Origin of the sequence: Paenibacillus tundrae (assembly GCF_030812775.1) — a bacterium.
GTDB lineage: Bacteria > Bacillota > Bacilli > Paenibacillales > Paenibacillaceae > Paenibacillus > Paenibacillus tundrae_A.
On record NZ_JAUSTI010000001.1, the window covers coordinates 1 to 17,782 of the forward strand.

Consider the following 17,782-nt stretch of genomic DNA (forward strand, 5'->3'; position numbering starts at 1 on the left):
AAGATACGGAGATTCGTGCAAACGGAGCGGAGGGGACGGAATCGGATCTGAAGAAGCGAAGCGCGCGCCTTATCCCCGGGATTCCCTTTTTGAAAGGGAATTAAAAAAAATGGGGATAACAGCCATCATTCAAGGGTCCACCCTACGTACCGCCATATTCAAAAGATACGGAGATTCGTGCAAACGGAGCGGAGGGGACGGAATCGGATCTGAAGAAGCGAAGCGCGCGCCTTATCCCCGGGATTCCCTTTTTGAAAAGGAATTAAAAAAAATGGGGATAACAGCCATCATTCAAGGGTCTACCCTATGTACCGCCATATTCAAAAGATACGGAGATTCGTGCAAACGGAGCGGAGGGGACGGAATCGGATTTGAAGAAGCGAAGCGCTCGCCTAAAAGCTTTCTATAAGAAAGCTACATCGGAAGCATAAGCTTATCCCCGGATTTTCCCTTTTGAGAAAGGGAATCCAAAAAATCTGGGGATAACAGCGATCGAAAGACCGATCCGTCCCCGGAGCGTCTCCCTTTGCACTAAACCTATCTTTTCAACTAACTAATAAGGAAGTGGATTTACCTTGCCATCGGTTACCCTAGAACGCAGTCGCAAAAAGCGGCTGGAACATGCACATCCATGGATCTTTAACAATGAAATTGCCTCAGTTGACGGAAATCCAGAGCCTGGAGATCTAGTTAATGTATTAAATCATCAAGGTCGCTACCTAGCGACAGGGTATTACAATCCTGCATCACAAATTACTGTACGAGTTGTATCCTACCAACCGTTAGATTTTGCTCAGATGGATACGGCGTTCTTTACAGCACGTTTCCAGGATTGCTTACGCCATCGTGAACGTTTTATCCAAGACGGAGAAGCGTATCGCTTGGTTTATGGTGAAGCGGACTTTTTACCTGGGTTGATCGTTGACCGCTTTGGCAGCATACTTGTGGTACAGCTATTGACACTGGGGATGGATCGTTGTCGTGAGGCGATTGTCCAAGCTCTGATTGAAGTGATGCAGCCTGAGGGCATTTATGAGCGGAGCGATGTGTCTATTCGTGAGCTGGAAGGCTTGGAGCAGACTAAAGGTCCTCTTTACGGTGAGTGCCCACGTCATGTGACCGTAACAGAAAATGGTTTGCTCATTAAAGTAGATATCGTGGAAGGTCAGAAAACAGGCTATTTCTTCGATCAGCGCGAGAACCGTGCAGCGATCGAACCCTTAATGAAGGGCTGGGGCTACAAAAGCGGTATCCGCCTTGAGCAAGTGGAGCAGGATGGTAGTGAGCAACGGTTGCCTGTTAACAAAAGTGGTAAAGTTGTAACATTTCCTTATTGGGATGGTGCGACGGTACTGGAGTGTTTCTCTCATACAGGCAGCTTCACGTTGAATGCTTGTAAGTATGGAGCGAAGAAAGTAACTTGTCTGGACATTTCAGAGCATGCGATCGAAAGTGCTAGAACGAATGTGGAGTTGAACGGATTCACTGATCGAGTTGAATTTGTTGTAGCAGATGCTTTTCAATACCTACGTGAACAGGTTAAAGGACTCGAAGATCGGAATGTCCGTGCGCGTGCAGGCGAGCAAAAAGTAGACACTTCCAAAGCACTCGCTGCTGGCGGAGGTAAATCGTTTGACGTGGTTATCCTTGACCCACCGGCGTTTGCCAAAACGAAATCAGCAGTCAAAGGTGCATGCCGTGGATACAAGGACATCAATCTTCATGGTATGAAACTCGTTAATGAGGGTGGATATCTTGTAACGGCGAGCTGTTCATATCACATGCGCCCAGACCTTTTCCTCGAAACCATCGCAGATGCGGCTGAAGATGCTGGCAAAGTGCTTCGTCTCATTGAGTGGAAGGCAGCAGGCAAGGATCACCCACAGATTTTGGGTGTAGATGAAGGACATTACCTGAAATTTGCGATCTTCGAGGTTCGAAGTAAAACAAAATAAAGTAATGAGTCACACGAGCATTTAAACGACCGATTATGATATTAACAATCCTATCAACATCAAGTGAGAGGTCTGCAGTTATATAGCTGTAGGCCTTTTTGTAATGCTTATGGAGATGTTTCCGATGCTGCCGAATAGTGGCAAACGTATGTTCCGAATCGAGTCAGGTATGGTATACTGAGAATTAAAATCTTGTTCGTGATGATTTGGAGGATTAGACATGTCCGTACGCTTCGTTATTGGCCGGGCAGGCAGTGGCAAGAGTGCCCTGGTTACCCGGGAAATTACTACCCTGCTTCAACAGGAGCCACAGGGGAATCCCCTTATTTTACTAGTACCTGAACAGAGTTCATTCCGTACAGAGCAAGCACTCGTCTCTTCTGGCATGATCAAAGGATCTATGCGCGCTGAAGTGCTTGGTTTCCGAAGACTAGCTTACCGCGTCATGCAGGAGGCTGGTGGTTCGGCCCGTATTCCAATCGGTGCTGAAGGTAAGAAGATGCTGCTCTATAAAGTACTGCAACGGCGTAAGGAAGAGTTGAAATTATTTGGTGCTTCAAGCAGCCAATTAGGCTTTATTAGTCATCTGAACAACCTATATGGTGAATTTAAACGTTATGAGCTTGATCCTGCATCGCTGGGAGACGGAGTTTCCATGTGGAATGCCTCTTCGTCAGCACCGATATTGGGAGATAAGCTTCATGATCTGCTTTTAATATATCGTGATTATGAACAGGAATTAACGGATCTCTACATTGATGATGAAGATACGCTTAGCGAATTGACTGAACGGTTATCTGAAGACACGATGCTGCGAGATTCTCAGATTTGGATAGATGGGTTTCAGGGATTTACTCCGCAGGAACTGAGTGTGATTGGAAGACTGATGTTGCAGTCTTCTAATGTTACGATTGCATTGACGTTAGATCGCCCATACGAGCATGGTGCACTTCCTAACGACTTGGATCTGTTCTATCCCACAGCGAGTGCTTATGCACGTCTCAAAGGCATGGCTGATGACTTAGGTGTGCCTAGTGAAACGATGATTCTTAAGCCAGAGGTTGCCCCAAGATATGAAGGAAGCCTGGGATTAGCGCATTTGGAAGCGGGGTTCGATCGCAGAGTTCGCTGGAGAAGTGAAGGGCGCGATTCTGGCATTAAGTTGTACGCAGCCGAGAACCGTCGTGCAGAACTGGAAGGTGCGCTACGTGAAATGAGACGTTTGGCTCAAGATGAGGGTGCGCGTTACCGTGAGATGGCTGTGTTGGTTCGTCAGTTAGATGCTTATGCAGATATTGCCGAGCCGTTGTTCCGAGATTATAACATCCCTGTTTTCTTGGATCGCAGACGAAGTGAGCTGCATCATCCGCTCGCAGAGTTTATTCGTTCTGCACTGGATGTTGTTCGTCGTCGCTGGCGTTATGAAGATGTATTTCGTTGTGTCAAAACAGATCTCCTCCTGCCTCGTGATGGTTCAGTGAGCCGTGAGGACATGGATCAACTCGAGAATTACATCCTAGCCTGTGGTATTCACGGATACCGCTGGACAGACGGAAAACCTTGGAAGTATGTGCCTAGTTTGTCGCTGGAGGACAACGGTCAGGACAATCGGAGCCGCGGACGTGAACAAATGTTATCGTTGATGGAAAAGTGCCGCGCGGTTATTACAGATTCAATGGGTGCTTTTGAGAAGCGAATGAGCAAGGCGAAGACAGCCAAGGAACAGTGTGCTGCATTATACCATTTACTTGAAGATGCGGAGATTCCATGGAAGCTTGAGGCGATGTCCACCGAGGCCACCGCTCAAGGTGATCCGGAACGTTCACGCGAGCATCGACAAATGTGGGGAGCCGTTCTGGATCTGCTTGATCAGATGGTCGATATGATGGGAGCCGAGCGGCTGGACTTGGATTTGTTTGCTGGATTAATTGAGACAGGACTAACGGAGCTTAAATTGGGTCTGGTTCCACCTGCATTGGATCAGGTGTTGGTTGGTTCGATGGATCGGACGCGTCTGCAGGATATCAAATATGTATTTATTCTTGGGGCAGTGGATGGAGAACTCCCGGCTGTACCTCAAGAGGATGGTGTATTGACTGAGCAGGAACGACTTTTGTTAACAGAAAGAGGTTTGCCTCTGGGGCCTGGAGCGACCAGACAAATGCTGGACGAGCGTTTTCTGATCTATACAGCCTTAACATCAGCTAGTGACCAACTGTGGCTAAGTTACCCTGTCGCGGATGATGAAGGGAAGTCGCTGCTTCCTTCAGAAATTGTAAGACATGTGCGGAACATGTTTGGCGAACAGGAGCAGCCTCTTCTATCTGAACCTCAGGGATCAGTAGCTTTACAGAATCATTGGGCCTATGTTCGTCATCCGGAACAAAGCTTATCTACGTTAATTGGACAATTGCGCAGATGGCGCCGCGGTGAGGACATTCCAGAATTATGGTGGGCAGTGTATAACTGGCATGTTTCGCAAGAAAGCAGCAAACCGCTATTGGATCGATTGTTGGGATCCGTCTTTTATCGTAATCGGACGTTACCACTTCGCACATCCACTAGTCGGAGATTGTATGGTACGGAAGTTCGCACAAGTGTCTCCCGGATGGAACGGTTTGTAGCATGCCCATTCTCTCACTTTGCTTCTCATGGATTACGCTTGAAGGATCGCCAGCTTTACCGTCTTCAAGCCCCAGATATCGGTCAATTATTTCATGCTGCACTCAGTCAGTTGGCGATGCGCTTGCGTGAAGAAAATCGTAGCTGGGGGAGTTTATCACCAGAGCAATGCCGACAAGAGGCAGAGCAGACGGTGGAGCAGATTGCTCCACAGCTTCAAGGAGAAATTTTGCTTAGCACCAAACGGTATGGTTACATTTTCCGCAAGTTGAAGGAGATTGTCAGCAGAGCTTCCGTTATTTTGGGAGAACAGTCTAGACGAGGAAGTTATGAACCGATCGGGCTGGAGCTTGATTTTGGACCAGGCAAGCCTTTGCCGCCGTTACGTTTTGAACTGGAAAATGGCTGTGTGATGGAGATTGTCGGTCGAATTGACCGCGTAGATGTTGCTGAAGGGGAAAATGGACTTCTACTACGAGTCATAGACTATAAGTCAAGTCAGACGGATCTCAAGCTACACGAAGTGTATTATGGTCTATCACTACAGATGCTTACGTATCTGGAAGTGTTGCTTAGTGCGGCTGAAGAATGGCTTGGTGAATCTGCCATGCCGGGCGGCACGCTGTATTTCCATGTGCATAATCCGCTACTGCAATCTTCCAATGGCATGACCTCGGAGCAAGCAGGACAAGAGCTGCTGAAACGCTTCAAAATGAAAGGACTATTGCTCGCAGACCGAGATAACATTGCTCAAATGGATCATACCCTGGAAAAAGGGTATTCTGCGATTATTCCTGTTGCACTGAAAGCAGATGGTAGTTTTTACAGCAGTGCAGCTGTAGCTACACCCGATCAATGGGACACATTACTTGCAACAGTACGAAACAACATTCGAGAGATTGGTACACGGATTACGGACGGGGACGTGGGCATCGAGCCTTATCGTATCCAACAGGAAGTCGCATGTACTTTCTGTCCGTATAAGCCAGTCTGTCAGTTTGATGAGAATATAGAAGGTAATGAATATAATCTGTTATCCAAACCAGGCAAACAGCAAATATGGGAGTTGTTATCTCACAACAAGGGAGGGGAAACGTTATGACGAATATGCCAAAACCAGAAGGTAGCTTCTGGAGTGATGACCAGTGGAGTGCGATCTCGCAGAGTGGAGAAGACATTCTAGTTGCCGCCGCTGCGGGATCGGGTAAAACGGCTGTATTGGTCGAACGGATTATTCGCAAAATTGCCGACCCTTCTCAGGGATTCAGCGTAGATCGTTTGCTTGTAGCAACATTTACGAAAGCAGCCGCGGCCGAGATGAAGCAACGTATACGGGAAGCATTGGAGCGTGCGCTGGAAGATCAGCCTGGAGAAGAGCATCTGCGTAAGCAGCTTTCGCTTCTTGGACGTGCGTCCATCACGACACTGCATTCATTTTGTATGGAAGTCATACGGCGTTATTATCAGCAGATTCCGCTGAATCCCGCCTTTCGGATATTGAATGAAAATGAAGCTGAAATGATGCGGCAAGAACTGCTGGAACAGCTTTTCGAAGAAAAGTATGGTGAGCAGGATGAGGGCAGTACATTTCGTAAATTAGTAGATTGGTTCAGTGGCGAGCGGAACGATGATGCCATGCATCGGCTCGTACAACGGCTGTATGACTTCTCTCGCAGTCATTCTTGGCCAGATCACTGGCTGGCAGAAATGGCGTCTGCTTTTCAGGTGGAGAGTGTAGAAGCACTTGGAAGCACGGTCTGGGTACAGAGTATTTTACGCGATGCCTCACTTACGTTAAGCGGTGCCGCTGGGGTGTTGCGCCAAGGGATTGAAATTGCTATGCAGCCAGAAGGGCCGGCACCTTATGCGGATACGCTCAAAGAAGATCTGGTGATGGTAGAGGAGCTTCGTTCTGCCGTTCAGATCATGCCATGGGACAAGTTGCCAGATGTCTTTCAATCAGCCGCATTTGGCAAGCTCAAGCCTTGTAAGAAAGATCAGACAGACCCGGGACTTCAAGAGCAAGTTAAAGAGCTGCGCGAAGCAGCCAAAAAAGCAGTAACGGATCTGAAAGGATCATTGTTCGGGAGAACTGCTTTTTCATTCTGGCAGGAATTAGAGCAAGCCGCACCACTTATGCACGAGTTATCTAGACTCGTCAGTGAGTTTGGAGCACGATACCAGCAGGCGAAGCAGGAACGGGGACAGGTTGATTTTAGCGATTTGGAACATTACTGTCTTCAAATTTTGCGTCATGAGGATTCTACGCCAACTGTGTCCATGCCTTCAGATGCAGCAATGGAATTTCGTGCACGTTTTGATGAAGTGTTACTGGATGAGTATCAGGATACCAATACAGTACAGGAAGATATCGTAAGACTAATTTCTAGAGAAAATCCTGGTAACCGATTTATGGTTGGTGATGTAAAACAGAGTATATATCGTTTTCGTCTGGCCGAGCCGGGGCTGTTTCTTAACAAATACCGTCAATATGCTTCAAGTGCTGAACTGGATCAGGATGAAGACTCCAACGAGCGCACGGGCAGACGTATTGATCTTGCACGTAACTTTCGAAGTCGTGAAGAAGTCGTTCATTCGGTCAATATGCTCTTCCGACAGATTATGAACGAAGGTGTGGCGGAGATTACGTATGATGATCGAGCACAGCTTGCTTATGGAGCATCATTCCCGTCAGAAACGGAACGAGATGAGGCGTATACACCTGAGGTCATATTAATTGATCGTCAAGGCGGTGGGCCTGATCTGTCTGAAAGCACTGATGAGCAGGGAGATACACTGGCTACTGCTGAACTGGAGAGTGCTGAGTTAGAGACTGCTCAACTGGAAGCACGTGCAATGGCTAGACGTATTCGAGAGATTGTGGGCGACGCAGATCAGCCTGCATTGCAGGTGTATGATAAAGCGCTGAAAACGATGCGACCGGCAAGGTACGGTGACATTGTCATTTTGTTGCGTTCTGCTCAAATGTGGGCCCCGCTGATGATTGAAGAGTTTAGACAACAAGGCATTCCTGCTGGTGGTGAGCAGAGCAAAGGGTATTTTCAGGCCATAGAAGTGGAAGTGATGTTGTCCCTGCTTCAGATTGTCGATAACCCAAGACAGGATATTCCTCTTGCTGCGGTACTTCGGTCACCGATTGTTGGTCTAGACGAAGAGGAACTGGCACAGATTCGTCTTAGAGATAAAACTCAATCCTTCTATGATGCTGTAGTTTTGGCTACAGGAGAACTAGATCATTCAGGGCATGACCACAGCTTAGACCAGCAGCGCATGCAAGAAAATCGTGACGATCAAGCCGTTCAGATGAATTGGCCCGAAGCGTGGACAGAGCTGGAGCAGGCACGACGAGAGACGGCGGTTACTGCCGAGTTAGATCGTGTAGATGATATGCAACAATCCAGCAGTGATGTTGATGCAGCTCACTGGGCGGGACTGGTCAATCTTGTAAGTGATGAGGACAATGCCGTTCAGCCTGATGAGGGTGTGACATTACAGCAAAAATTGATTCAGTTTGCACGTCAATTGAAGCAATGGCGTTTGGAGGCTCGTCAAGGCAGTCTGAGCGAATTAATCTGGCGGATTTACAGAGAGACGGGGTACTTGGACTGGGTAGGTGGTCTCCCCGGTGGCATGCAGCGTCAGAGTAATCTTAAGGCGTTATATGATCGGGCGCGTCAATATGAGGAAGCAACTGCCAATCGAGGTTTGTTCCGCTTTTTGACGTATGTCTCTAGACTGCGTGAGAATGGTGGAGATTTAGGAACAGTCGGCGGTGCTGCTGAGCAAGACAACGAAGTAAGGATTATGACCATTCATCGAAGTAAAGGACTGGAATTCCCAGTAGTCTTTGTGGCGGGGATATCCAAAATGTTCAATCAGCAGGATCTGAACGCACCTTTTCTCATGCATAAGGAGCTTGGATTCGGCCCAAGGTTCGTGGATCAAGAGAACCGTGTTGCGTACCCGACACTTGCAAATCTAGCAATTCGCCGCCGGGCTCAATTTGAGCTGTTAGCCGAGGAGATGAGGGTGCTGTATGTGGCACTTACACGTCCAAAGGAGAAAATGATCCTCATTGGAACAGTGAAGGATGTTGCCAAAAAGGCAGCCGCTTGGTCACAGGTGAAGGACAGTGCGGAGTTGTTATTGCCAGACTACTTACTTGCAGCGGGACGAAATTATTTGGACTGGATCGGCCCGTCCCTTATTCGTCACCCAGCAGCCGCCTCCCTTCGTGAATTGGCGGGAGGAAGTGATTCCTATTCATCTTGCTTAATGGACGACGAGTCGCGCTGGAATATCACCGTGGTTTCTGCAGACCAGGTTTCACGGGACATGGTTCTTGGGCATCTCAAGGACGAGGAAGAAGCGATGTCAGAAGTTCGGAAGGAACGAATTGCTGCGTTGCAAGCCGTACAGCCTGTTCAGTTACGTATTTCTGAAGAGAGAAGCGATGAAGCTGCTGACTTGTTAGAATTAGCTCAGCAAGAAAACGGTAATAGTGATGAAGTTACTGAAAACGGGCAAGCAGATGTCTCGCTTATGGAGCAAGTCAATCAACGATTATCCTGGGCATATCCACACACAGCGGCAACGCAGGTTGCGGCAAGCACATCCGTGTCTGAGCTCAAGACATTGCTCGCCAAGCAGGAATACCAGCCGCTACAGGTGATGGAAGAGATGGCAAGACGGTTGGAAAACAGCACTTTGCCTACAGATGATGCGCCCGATGAGAAGTTGAATCCAGTAGTACAGCTTGATAATCATAGAAGCCATGATCCAGATTCGTCCTTCAAATTGCATCTGCGTCGTCCTAAGTTCATGGAAGAGAAAAAGCTAACAGGTGCAGAAAGAGGAACCGTGTACCATACATTGATGCAGCATCTTCCTATGGATGGAACAGCGGTCAATGTCGAGGTTGTGGAAAGCACGCTTGCGCGGTTGCTACAACTACAGATTCTGTTACCACATCAGGGAGAGGTTATTGATGCTACGCAACTCGTTGCTTTTTTTGATACTGAGCCTGGATTGGAACTTGTGCGCGCAGATTGGGTAAAACGGGAAATTCCATTTATTTATGGATTGCCTGCACTTCATTCTCCTGCTGAGTGGTTGCGTGATATAACGCCACATGAGGGGATGCAGACAGTAGATGTAGACGAAGGACTCCAGGCATCACTGGTAGATGAGACGGTATTGGTTCAAGGGATTATAGACTGCCTCTATGAGGTGGAGGGCAAACTTGTGCTGCTAGATTATAAAACGGATCGTGTCTGGAATGATGCACAAGGGTTAAATGATTTAACTGCAAACTATCGTTTCCAGCTAGAATTATATAGCCGGGCAATTGAGGATATATTGGGACGTAAGGTTGACCACCGGTGGCTCTACTTCTTTGATGGCGGACATGCAGTGAAATGTTAGTATAGGGATTCATTTAAAATAGCTTGAGCTACCTTAATTAGGACGAGATATAGATCAAAAGGCTTTATTAGTCTATATCTCGTTACATACAACATGTTTAGTGAGTTATGAGATGGATTCATGGGCAGTACTTTGAAATGTTCTTGGGAGAGGGGATGAACGGACAATGCGTATTTTGCATACAGGAGACTGGCATTTGGGGAAAACACTCGAAGGTCGGAGCCGTCTGCGGGAACAAGAAGACTTTATTGATGAGCTTGTCAAACTAGCAGATGATCAGCAGGCAGATGCTATTCTCATGGCTGGCGATGTGTATGATTCAGTAAACCCTCCAGCTTCTGCGGAGCAATTATTCTATGAAGCAGCCGCAAGGCTTACCGAGCGGGGCAGACCACTTGTGGTCATTGCGGGAAACCATGATCAGCCCGAACGGGTTGCATCGGTAACTCCACTTGTGAATAGACAGGGTATCACTCTTGTAGGGATGCCTACCGCGGAAGCGGTGACCATTCATGCCAAGCGTACAGGTGAGACGGCAAACATTGCGGCATTACCTTATCCATCTGAAGCTAGATTGAACGAACTGCTGACAACGGATGGGGATGAGAATGTACTTCGTCAAGCGTACAGCCGGCGTGTAGGGATGTTGATGCAGCATTTGTCTGCATCATTCCGACCAGATACAGTGAATCTAGCCATGAGTCATATTTATGTGCTTGGCGGTGTAGAAAGTGATTCCGAACGTCCGATTCAGGTTGGTGGTGCCTACACGGTAGATCCTTCAGCGCTGTCTATAGGTGCGCAATACACAGCACTCGGACATCTGCATCGTGCACAGGCGGTAAAGGGAGACGGAATTATTCGTTATAGCGGTTCGCCACTCGCCTACAGCTTCTCAGAAGCTGGACAGAGTAAATCGGTGACGATGGTGGATCTAGCACCTGGTGGTGTTCCACATGTGGAAGAAGTGCTGTTAACCTGTGGTCGTCCCCTTGTTCGCTGGAAGGCGCGAGGAGGGCTTGCTGAGGTTCATCGTTGGTTAGAGGAAGGCCGAGATGCCCAGGCCTTTGTGGATATGGAAGTATGGCTAGAGGATGCCATGTCTTTAAAAGAAATCCAGCAGCTTCGAAGAGCCCATGACGGTATTATTCACATACGTCCGGTGTATCCCGAGATGGCTGCTGCGGGTCTGTTAGAGCAACGCTCTGAGCTGCCTGTGCATGAATTGTTCCGAAAGTTCTATCAGCGGCAGACCGGTGGGGCAGAGCCTGAAGAGAAGCTTGTACAGCTATTCCTGGAGCTTGTCGATGAGGACGAGCCAGGTGTTCGTGAGGAGGCTGAGGCAAAATGAAGCCGATTTCGTTAAAAGTGGCTGGTCTACAAAGCTATCGTGACACGCAGGAGATTGATTTTACCGTGCTGATAGAGACAGGGTTGTTTGGTATTTTTGGACCTACGGGAAGTGGGAAATCCTCGTTGCTTGATGCCATTACACTAGCGATGTACGGAAAAGTAGAACGTGCGGTGAATGGTACGCAGGGAATTATGAACCATGCCGAGGATGCATTATCGGTTGCATTTACGTTTGAATTGTCATCTGCGGAAGGTACGCGTAGATTCCGCGTGGAGCGGCGGTTCAAACGAAATAATGAAGTATCTGTAAGCAATACGGTTAGTAAATTTATTGAGACCATTGACGGGGAAGATCACGTACTTGCGGATAAGTTAGCCGAGGTTAACCGTTCTGTCGAGGATGTAATCGGGCTCAAGATGGATGATTTTACGCGTGCGGTTGTTCTTCCGCAAGGGAAATTTGCCGAATTCCTTTCCCTGAAGGGCAGTGAGCGACGTCAGATGCTGCAGCGGCTTTTCCATTTGGAGAAATACGGAGACCAGCTTGCCATCAAGTTGAGCAGGCGAGTGAAGAATAATGATATGGTTCATCAGTCCCTAGTTGCGGAGCAGCAAGGGTTAGGCAATGCAAGTAAGGAGACGCTTAAAGAGACGGCTCGGCTTCTTGAAGAGTCAGTCCGTGCTGCGGCTCTGTCCCGTAAAGCGTTAGAAGAGGCCACGAAGGAAGCCGAACAGCTGGGCAAAATTCGTGAATGGAGTCATGAGCGTCAATCTCGCTTAGAGGAACAGCGTAAGTTAAAAGCACAGGATGCACACATTGTTGCAGATGAAGAACGTTTGAAACAGGCTAGTGCAGCAGAAGTGATTTTGCCTGCATTACAAACGATGCGTGAAGCTATGGCGGAACAGCAGTTGCGTCAGCAGTTAGCTGAGACTGCGCATCAGCAAGCGATAGAACATGAGAAGCAGTCTGTTCTTGAAGCGGAAAAGGCCGAGGCTACTCGAGTGCAACTGTCTGAGGAAGAGCCCAAATTAATGCTGCGCCTAGAGCAACTAGAACAGGCAAAAGAACTGCAAAAGGAACGTGACGGGCTTAGAGAGGATGCTTCACGTCTGAAGCATTTACTTGAGCAAGCTCAAGCGGAGCAGACGGTTGTGGGTCAACAATTGGAGAAAGAGCAAGAGTTGCAGCAGCGTGGACGTAAACGGCGGGAAGAATTACAGGAGAGCCTGAAGCCCAACGAAGTCAAAGCCGATGAGCGGAGACAGCTACAGTCTGCATTAGAGCTTCAGCACCGGATGGACACGGTAGCAGAGCAATTACGTCAGAACAAGGTGGAACTGGAGGCAAGCCAGCAATCAGCTACACAGGGAGCCAACAAGCTGCAGGAGATCACGGAAGAGGAGGGCCGCCTGAGCATACAGCGTGAGCAATTGATCCAACAGGCGGCTGCAGGTCTTGAAGCCTTGCTTGCATGCGAGCAGGACATCGGACGCGAGCAGAGCATGCTGGCTGAGGCGGAAAAACAGCTTCGGGGCACGATGCGTGAGCAGGAGCTGCACCAGCTCTCCTCCGCCTTGCGCGCCGAGCTGAAGGACGGCGAGCCTTGCCCGGTGTGCGGCTCCGCACACCACCCGCTCCCGGCTACGCCGGCGGGAGAAGGTCCGCACGCAGACGATGCGGACCTGGACCTGCTGCGCAGCCTGCACGCGGAGCTGCAGGAGCTGCGCTTTGGGCTGCGCCAGCAGCTGCACGAACGTCGCAGCCTGCTGACGCAGCTTGGTGCTGCTGCCGGCGAAGCTCCGTCCGCAGCCGAGGCCGCGCCTGCGGCAGCGGAGCCCGAGCCCGCCGCATCGCCCGTGAACGGGCGCTCCTCGGCGGACTGGGCGGCGCGTGCCGCCGCGCTGCGCGAAACCGCGCGGGCGCTGGCTGACGCCTCAGCGCCGCTGCAAGCGGAGGCCGCTGCGTTGCAGCAGGCGGCCGTAAGTGCACAGCAGCGCCGCATGGAGGCGGCGGCTGCGCAGGAAGCCGGCCGTGCCGGGCTCGCCCAGGCGGAGCGCAAGCTGGCCGAGAGCGAGGCTGCAGCGACAGCTCTGCGCGATCGCTGGGCCGCGGAACTGCCTGACATCGCCCCAGAACAGGCCAAGGCCTTATATCAGGCGATGCAGGAGCGCGATGCACGCGCCGAGGACATCAAGGAACGTCTGAACAAAAGTGTGACGTTCCTTGAAGAGAAGCAAGAGCTCGTTCAATCACTTCAGCGCAAGCTGGTTGAATTGGATAAACAATTAATTCAGTGGCAGACGGAGTGGCAGGGTAACAGTAAACAACTTGCTGAGAAGGAAGACCGGTTACGGCAATGGGTTGGTGAACAACGAGTAGAAGACCTAATTGCTGCTGCGCAGGCTCAGCTGAATCGTTTAAGAACATCTGCAACCGAGGCAGCACAGCGTTTCAAGGAAGCCGATGCCCTGAAGCAAGATTCTGCGAAGAAAGATGTTATCGCTCATCAAGCCGCTGTCTCTGCTGGCGAGCATCTGCAGCAAGCGCAAGGGCGCTGGAAGCAACTGCTGGATCAATCACCATTTACTTCGGAGGAAGTTGTTATACAGGCAGCCATTGCTTCCGAGGAGGCAGAACGACTGGCTGCGGCCATCCAACAGCACCGCGAACAGGAACGTGAGTTGGCATCGCAGTTACGAGAACTGGAGCAGAAACTTGCGGGAGCTGAGGTGACCGAGGAACAGTGGATGGCTTGCACGGAACAGTTACGGCTGAGACGGGCTGAGGATGAAGCGGCACTGAGTGCCAAAGCTCGGACTGAGCGGGACTTGGAAGATGTTCAACAGCGTCACGTACGCTGGACTGAACTGGAGAACCAACGAGTGGACGTTAGTCGAGAAGGCGAGCTGCTGAGTAAGCTACAAGCTGCTTTCCGCGGGAATGCATTCGTCGAATACATTGCTGAAGAGCAATTGATGCAGGTTAGCCAGGCAGCATCCCAGCGATTACGCTTCTTGACCAAACAGAGATATTCGCTTGAAGTCGATTCAGGTGGTGGGTTTGTCATATGTGATGATGCCAATGGAGGGGTGAAACGCCCAGTGTCCACCTTGTCGGGCGGCGAGACCTTCCTAACCTCTCTGTCGCTAGCATTGGCGTTGTCTGCACAGATTCAGCTTCGAGGACAGTACCCACTGCAATTCTTTTTCCTGGATGAAGGGTTCGGTACGCTTGATCCTGAACTGTTAGACACGGTCATAACCTCACTGGAGAAATTGCATGACGATCGTCTAGCCGTTGGTGTCATTAGCCACGTACCTGAACTGCGGGCACGTCTAGCACGTAAACTGGTTGTCATTCCGGCAAGTGAGGCTGGTGGCGGCTCTCGAGTTGTTCTGGAAACATTGTAGATATAAATCTACGTCTAAATTCATTCAATCACAAAGTGAGTTACATCACAGATACAGGTTCACCGCATTGTTATACTACAGTTAAGCCGACAAACTTGATGTAAGTACCCCGGCGGACGTTTGATCAGGAATGATCCTGAATAGACGTCCGCAAGCAGTGACTTCCTTTAGGAGGCTACACACGGGGTGCTTCTTTTTTTTACCTGTTCTTGCAGTGTCAATTCGCCCAGAGCTGAATACGATGAAAGGGTGATGATGAGCAATGATCAGGGAGGCGTTAAGAAGTGGAAAAGGTGGAAGCGAAGAAAATTTGTAAAGAGCACATGCATCGGTACGTATGCGTGCAGATGCAGGATGGCAGTCACTATGACGGGATTATGGAAAATGTGGATGATGACATGATCTATTTGGCTGTTCCTGTTGGACCAGAAGCAGCGATGCACCATGCGAACTGGGCACCTAATGCAATGCCTGGAGCGAACTATTCATTAGCACATGCGCGTGGATTTTACCCAGGTTACGGTTATCCTACCCCATATCCTTATTATGGCTACGGGCGCAGACGTTTTAATCGACTCGTGCTCCCGCTGTTTGCCCTTACGGCATTGACCTTGTTACCGTATTACTAAGATCAGGAGTTAGTATAAATCTGCCGCAAAGACCTTTCATATATTTGATGGGTGCGCTCTAATTAAGCACATAGATGATATCGTGTGTACATTGCGCTAATGGACGCCTCGAATGATCAGTACTTACGTCCTTACTATTAGTACTACATCCGGCAGTTGCGGAATCCAACATATTGAATAGCCAAATACCCACAAAATCATGCCTCACAGAAGGTTTGCTTCTGAAAGGCATGATTTCTTTATTATCATCAATTGGATTCACCTAAGGCAGAAGTCAGATCTTCGATTAAATCTTGGGCATCCTCAATGCCAGTCGAAATACGTATCAACCCATCTGTAACCCCCAATTCTTGCCTACGTTCATATGGGATGGAAGCATGTGTCATCCGACTCTAGAGCATTTTGCAACGGCAGCAATATCAGTCACCTTAAGTAGAGGGTTCGTTGGTGTCTCAACATAAATAGCCTTTGTATTCGATTGAAGAGCTTGTTCCAGTGCTTGCAGTGAGGCTGTATTCACGAAGGTAGAGCAATTCCTAGACGATGGAGCACTTTGGTGAAAATACGATATGTCCCGCCGTATACGTCATCTGTTAGAATAACGTGATCGCCACTTTTCAATAGAGACATTACGGCATGGATGGCGGGGCGGCCATGCCTGAACTGAAAGCGAAGCTCCGAACGCCATCTTCCAGTTCTTTAATCACTTCTTCCAATGCATAACGAGTCGGATTGCCTGTGCGTGAATACTCATAGCCTTTATGCACACCAACAGCTTCTTGTTCATTTGATAGATCGGCACACTCACGGCTCCGTATGAGGGTCACCAACAATACCAGCATGGATTAACTTTGTTTTAGGTCTCATATTATTATCCTCTATTATAGATATTTTGGCTTAAGTAACGTTCACTGCTATCCATGAATACCACTACAATGTTACCTCCAGGCGCGGCATGATGGGCGACACAGCATGCCGAAATTTTCTCATCATGTTCAAACACTCAAATACGTCTTGATACTGCTCGTTGTGTCCTGAGACGATTAGGTCATTACTTTAAGTTGTTATTCAATCCCTCATAGTTGTACTTGAAATTGGACGTTGCATAGCACATCCGGTATGATAAGAGGGCATACATAATTACTGTTTAAAGGAGGGTATGAACAATGGATTGCTTGTTTTGCAAAATTGTAGAGGGCAGCATTCCCTCCAACAAAGTGCTGGAGAATGACCATGTTGTCGTCTTCCATGACATACAGCCCGCTGCGCCAACCCATGTCTTAGTGATTCCTAAGAAACATATTGCTTCCATGAATGAAGTAACGGCAGAGGATCTGCCCTTGATTGGACAGGTTCATTTGGCTGCACAGGAAGCAGCAAAACGCTTAGGCATTGACGAGTCTGGTTACAGATTAATCAATAACTGTGGCAAGGATGGCGAGCAAACGGTGCATCACTTGCATTATCATCTGCTTGGAGGTACAAGACTCGGAGCTTTGACGAGCCTATCTGATTCGCACAAATAAACAGTTGAAATGCTGAAAATCAACGTTATTTTTTGCACTATTGAACAATGTAAGGCATCTTGCTTGTTTAAATTAAATGATCATTTTACGTTGAGGTTGACACGTTTATTACCTTTCGCCTATAATGAAAGGTGATGAACCGTGTTATTGCTCTTGGACGGTCTGGTCGGAGGGAGGGAAAACTGGTGTCTGAAACTAAAGTTCGCAAAAACGAGACTATTGATGCTGCACTTCGTCGCTTTAAACGTTCCATCGCTAAAGATGGCGTCTTGGCTGAGGTGAAGAAACGTAAGCATTATGAGAAGCCAAGCGTGAAGCGCAAGAAAAAGTCCGAGGCTGCTCGTAAGAGAAAGTTTTAGGAGGATTTTAACTACATGAATCTTAGCGAACGATTGAACGAAGATATGAAGCAAGCGATGAGGAGCAAGGACAAGTTTAAGCTCTCCACCATTCGGTTGATTCGTTCGACGATCAAGAATCTTGAAATAGATTTGAAAAGAGATTTGGATGACAACGAAGTGCTTGATATCCTAAGTCGTGAAATCAAACAGCGCAAAGATGCCCTCCAAGAATTTGAAAAATTGAGCCGTGAAGACCTCGCGGCAAATGCAAAAGCGGAAATTGATATAATCGGTCAATACCTTCCCGAACAGCTTACCGAAGAAGAAATTAAAGTTATTGTACAGCAGACCATCCAGGAAACCGGTGCTTCTTCGAAAGCCGAGATGGGGAAAGTTATGGCGGCCCTTATGCCGAAAGTCAAAGGCAAAGCGGACGGCAAGCTGGTTAACCAAGCAGTTCAACAATTTCTGCAATAAAGCAATCAATAAACACTTCC

At 48.7% G+C, this 17,782-nt stretch carries 10 protein-coding genes and 1 pseudogene; 9 read left to right on the forward strand and 2 right to left on the reverse strand.

The genetic code is table 11. The features are described 5' to 3' along the window. Window positions 1-575: 575 nt before the first annotated feature. The 6 genes from J2T19_RS00005 to J2T19_RS00030 all read left to right on the forward strand — a co-directional run bounded on the left by J2T19_RS00005 (window position 576) and on the right by J2T19_RS00030 (window position 15,418). Window positions 576-1,955 carry a class I SAM-dependent rRNA methyltransferase gene (locus tag J2T19_RS00005; protein WP_307211576.1) on the forward strand — a complete coding sequence of 460 codons (1,380 nt, stop codon included), beginning with the start codon at window positions 576-578 and terminating at the stop codon, window positions 1,953-1,955. A 220-nt stretch (window positions 1,956-2,175) separates the two neighbouring features. After that, the gene (addB, locus tag J2T19_RS00010; RefSeq protein WP_307211579.1) at window positions 2,176-5,679 is read left to right on the forward strand and encodes a helicase-exonuclease AddAB subunit AddB; all 3,504 of its coding nucleotides are present in this window, start codon (window positions 2,176-2,178) and stop codon (window positions 5,677-5,679) included. Further along, window positions 5,676-10,022 carry a helicase-exonuclease AddAB subunit AddA gene (gene addA / locus J2T19_RS00015; RefSeq protein ID WP_307211583.1) on the forward strand — a complete coding sequence of 1,449 codons (4,347 nt, stop codon included), beginning with the start codon at window positions 5,676-5,678 and terminating at the stop codon, window positions 10,020-10,022. The genes addB and addA overlap by 4 nt, the downstream gene beginning before the upstream one ends. A gap of 166 nt (window positions 10,023-10,188) precedes the next feature. Continuing rightward, window positions 10,189-11,373, forward strand: a complete 1,185-nt coding sequence (locus J2T19_RS00020) for an exonuclease SbcCD subunit D (protein WP_307211586.1) — start codon at window positions 10,189-10,191, stop codon at window positions 11,371-11,373. After that, on the forward strand, window positions 11,370-14,789 hold the full coding sequence (locus J2T19_RS00025; protein WP_307211591.1) for an SbcC/MukB-like Walker B domain-containing protein: 3,420 nt from the start codon (window positions 11,370-11,372) through the stop codon (window positions 14,787-14,789). Before J2T19_RS00020 ends, J2T19_RS00025 begins: the two co-directional genes overlap by 4 nt. A 284-nt stretch (window positions 14,790-15,073) precedes the next feature. Next, window positions 15,074-15,418, forward strand: a complete 345-nt coding sequence (locus tag J2T19_RS00030) for a hypothetical protein (RefSeq protein ID WP_307211594.1) — start codon at window positions 15,074-15,076, stop codon at window positions 15,416-15,418. Between the two features lie 248 nt (window positions 15,419-15,666). On the opposite strand, the gene J2T19_RS28120 is transcribed toward J2T19_RS00030, so the two are convergent. Then, window positions 15,667-15,804 (reverse strand): PLP-dependent transferase, encoded by a 138-nt coding sequence (locus J2T19_RS28120; protein WP_370874762.1) that lies wholly within the window; start codon window positions 15,802-15,804, stop codon window positions 15,667-15,669. Between the two features lie 14 nt (window positions 15,805-15,818). After that, window positions 15,819-16,285, reverse strand: a pseudogene (locus tag J2T19_RS00035) (aminotransferase class I/II-fold pyridoxal phosphate-dependent enzyme); the annotation flags it as partial. A 299-nt stretch (window positions 16,286-16,584) separates the two neighbouring features. Here J2T19_RS00035 and J2T19_RS00040 point away from each other — a divergent pair. The 3 genes from J2T19_RS00040 to J2T19_RS00050 all read left to right on the forward strand — a co-directional run bounded on the left by J2T19_RS00040 (window position 16,585) and on the right by J2T19_RS00050 (window position 17,762). Beyond that, window positions 16,585-16,944, forward strand: coding sequence for a histidine triad nucleotide-binding protein (locus tag J2T19_RS00040; protein WP_128102906.1), 360 nt, complete (start codon window positions 16,585-16,587; stop codon window positions 16,942-16,944). 185 nt (window positions 16,945-17,129) lie between these two features. Continuing rightward, window positions 17,130-17,303, forward strand: a complete 174-nt coding sequence (gene rpsU / locus J2T19_RS00045) for a 30S ribosomal protein S21 (RefSeq protein WP_005547957.1) — start codon at window positions 17,130-17,132, stop codon at window positions 17,301-17,303. A gap of 15 nt (window positions 17,304-17,318) precedes the next feature. Continuing rightward, window positions 17,319-17,762: a GatB/YqeY domain-containing protein gene (locus tag J2T19_RS00050; protein ID WP_307211599.1), complete on the forward strand. Its 444-nt coding sequence runs from the start codon at window positions 17,319-17,321 to the stop codon at window positions 17,760-17,762. The last annotated feature ends 20 nt before the right edge of the window (window positions 17,763-17,782 follow it).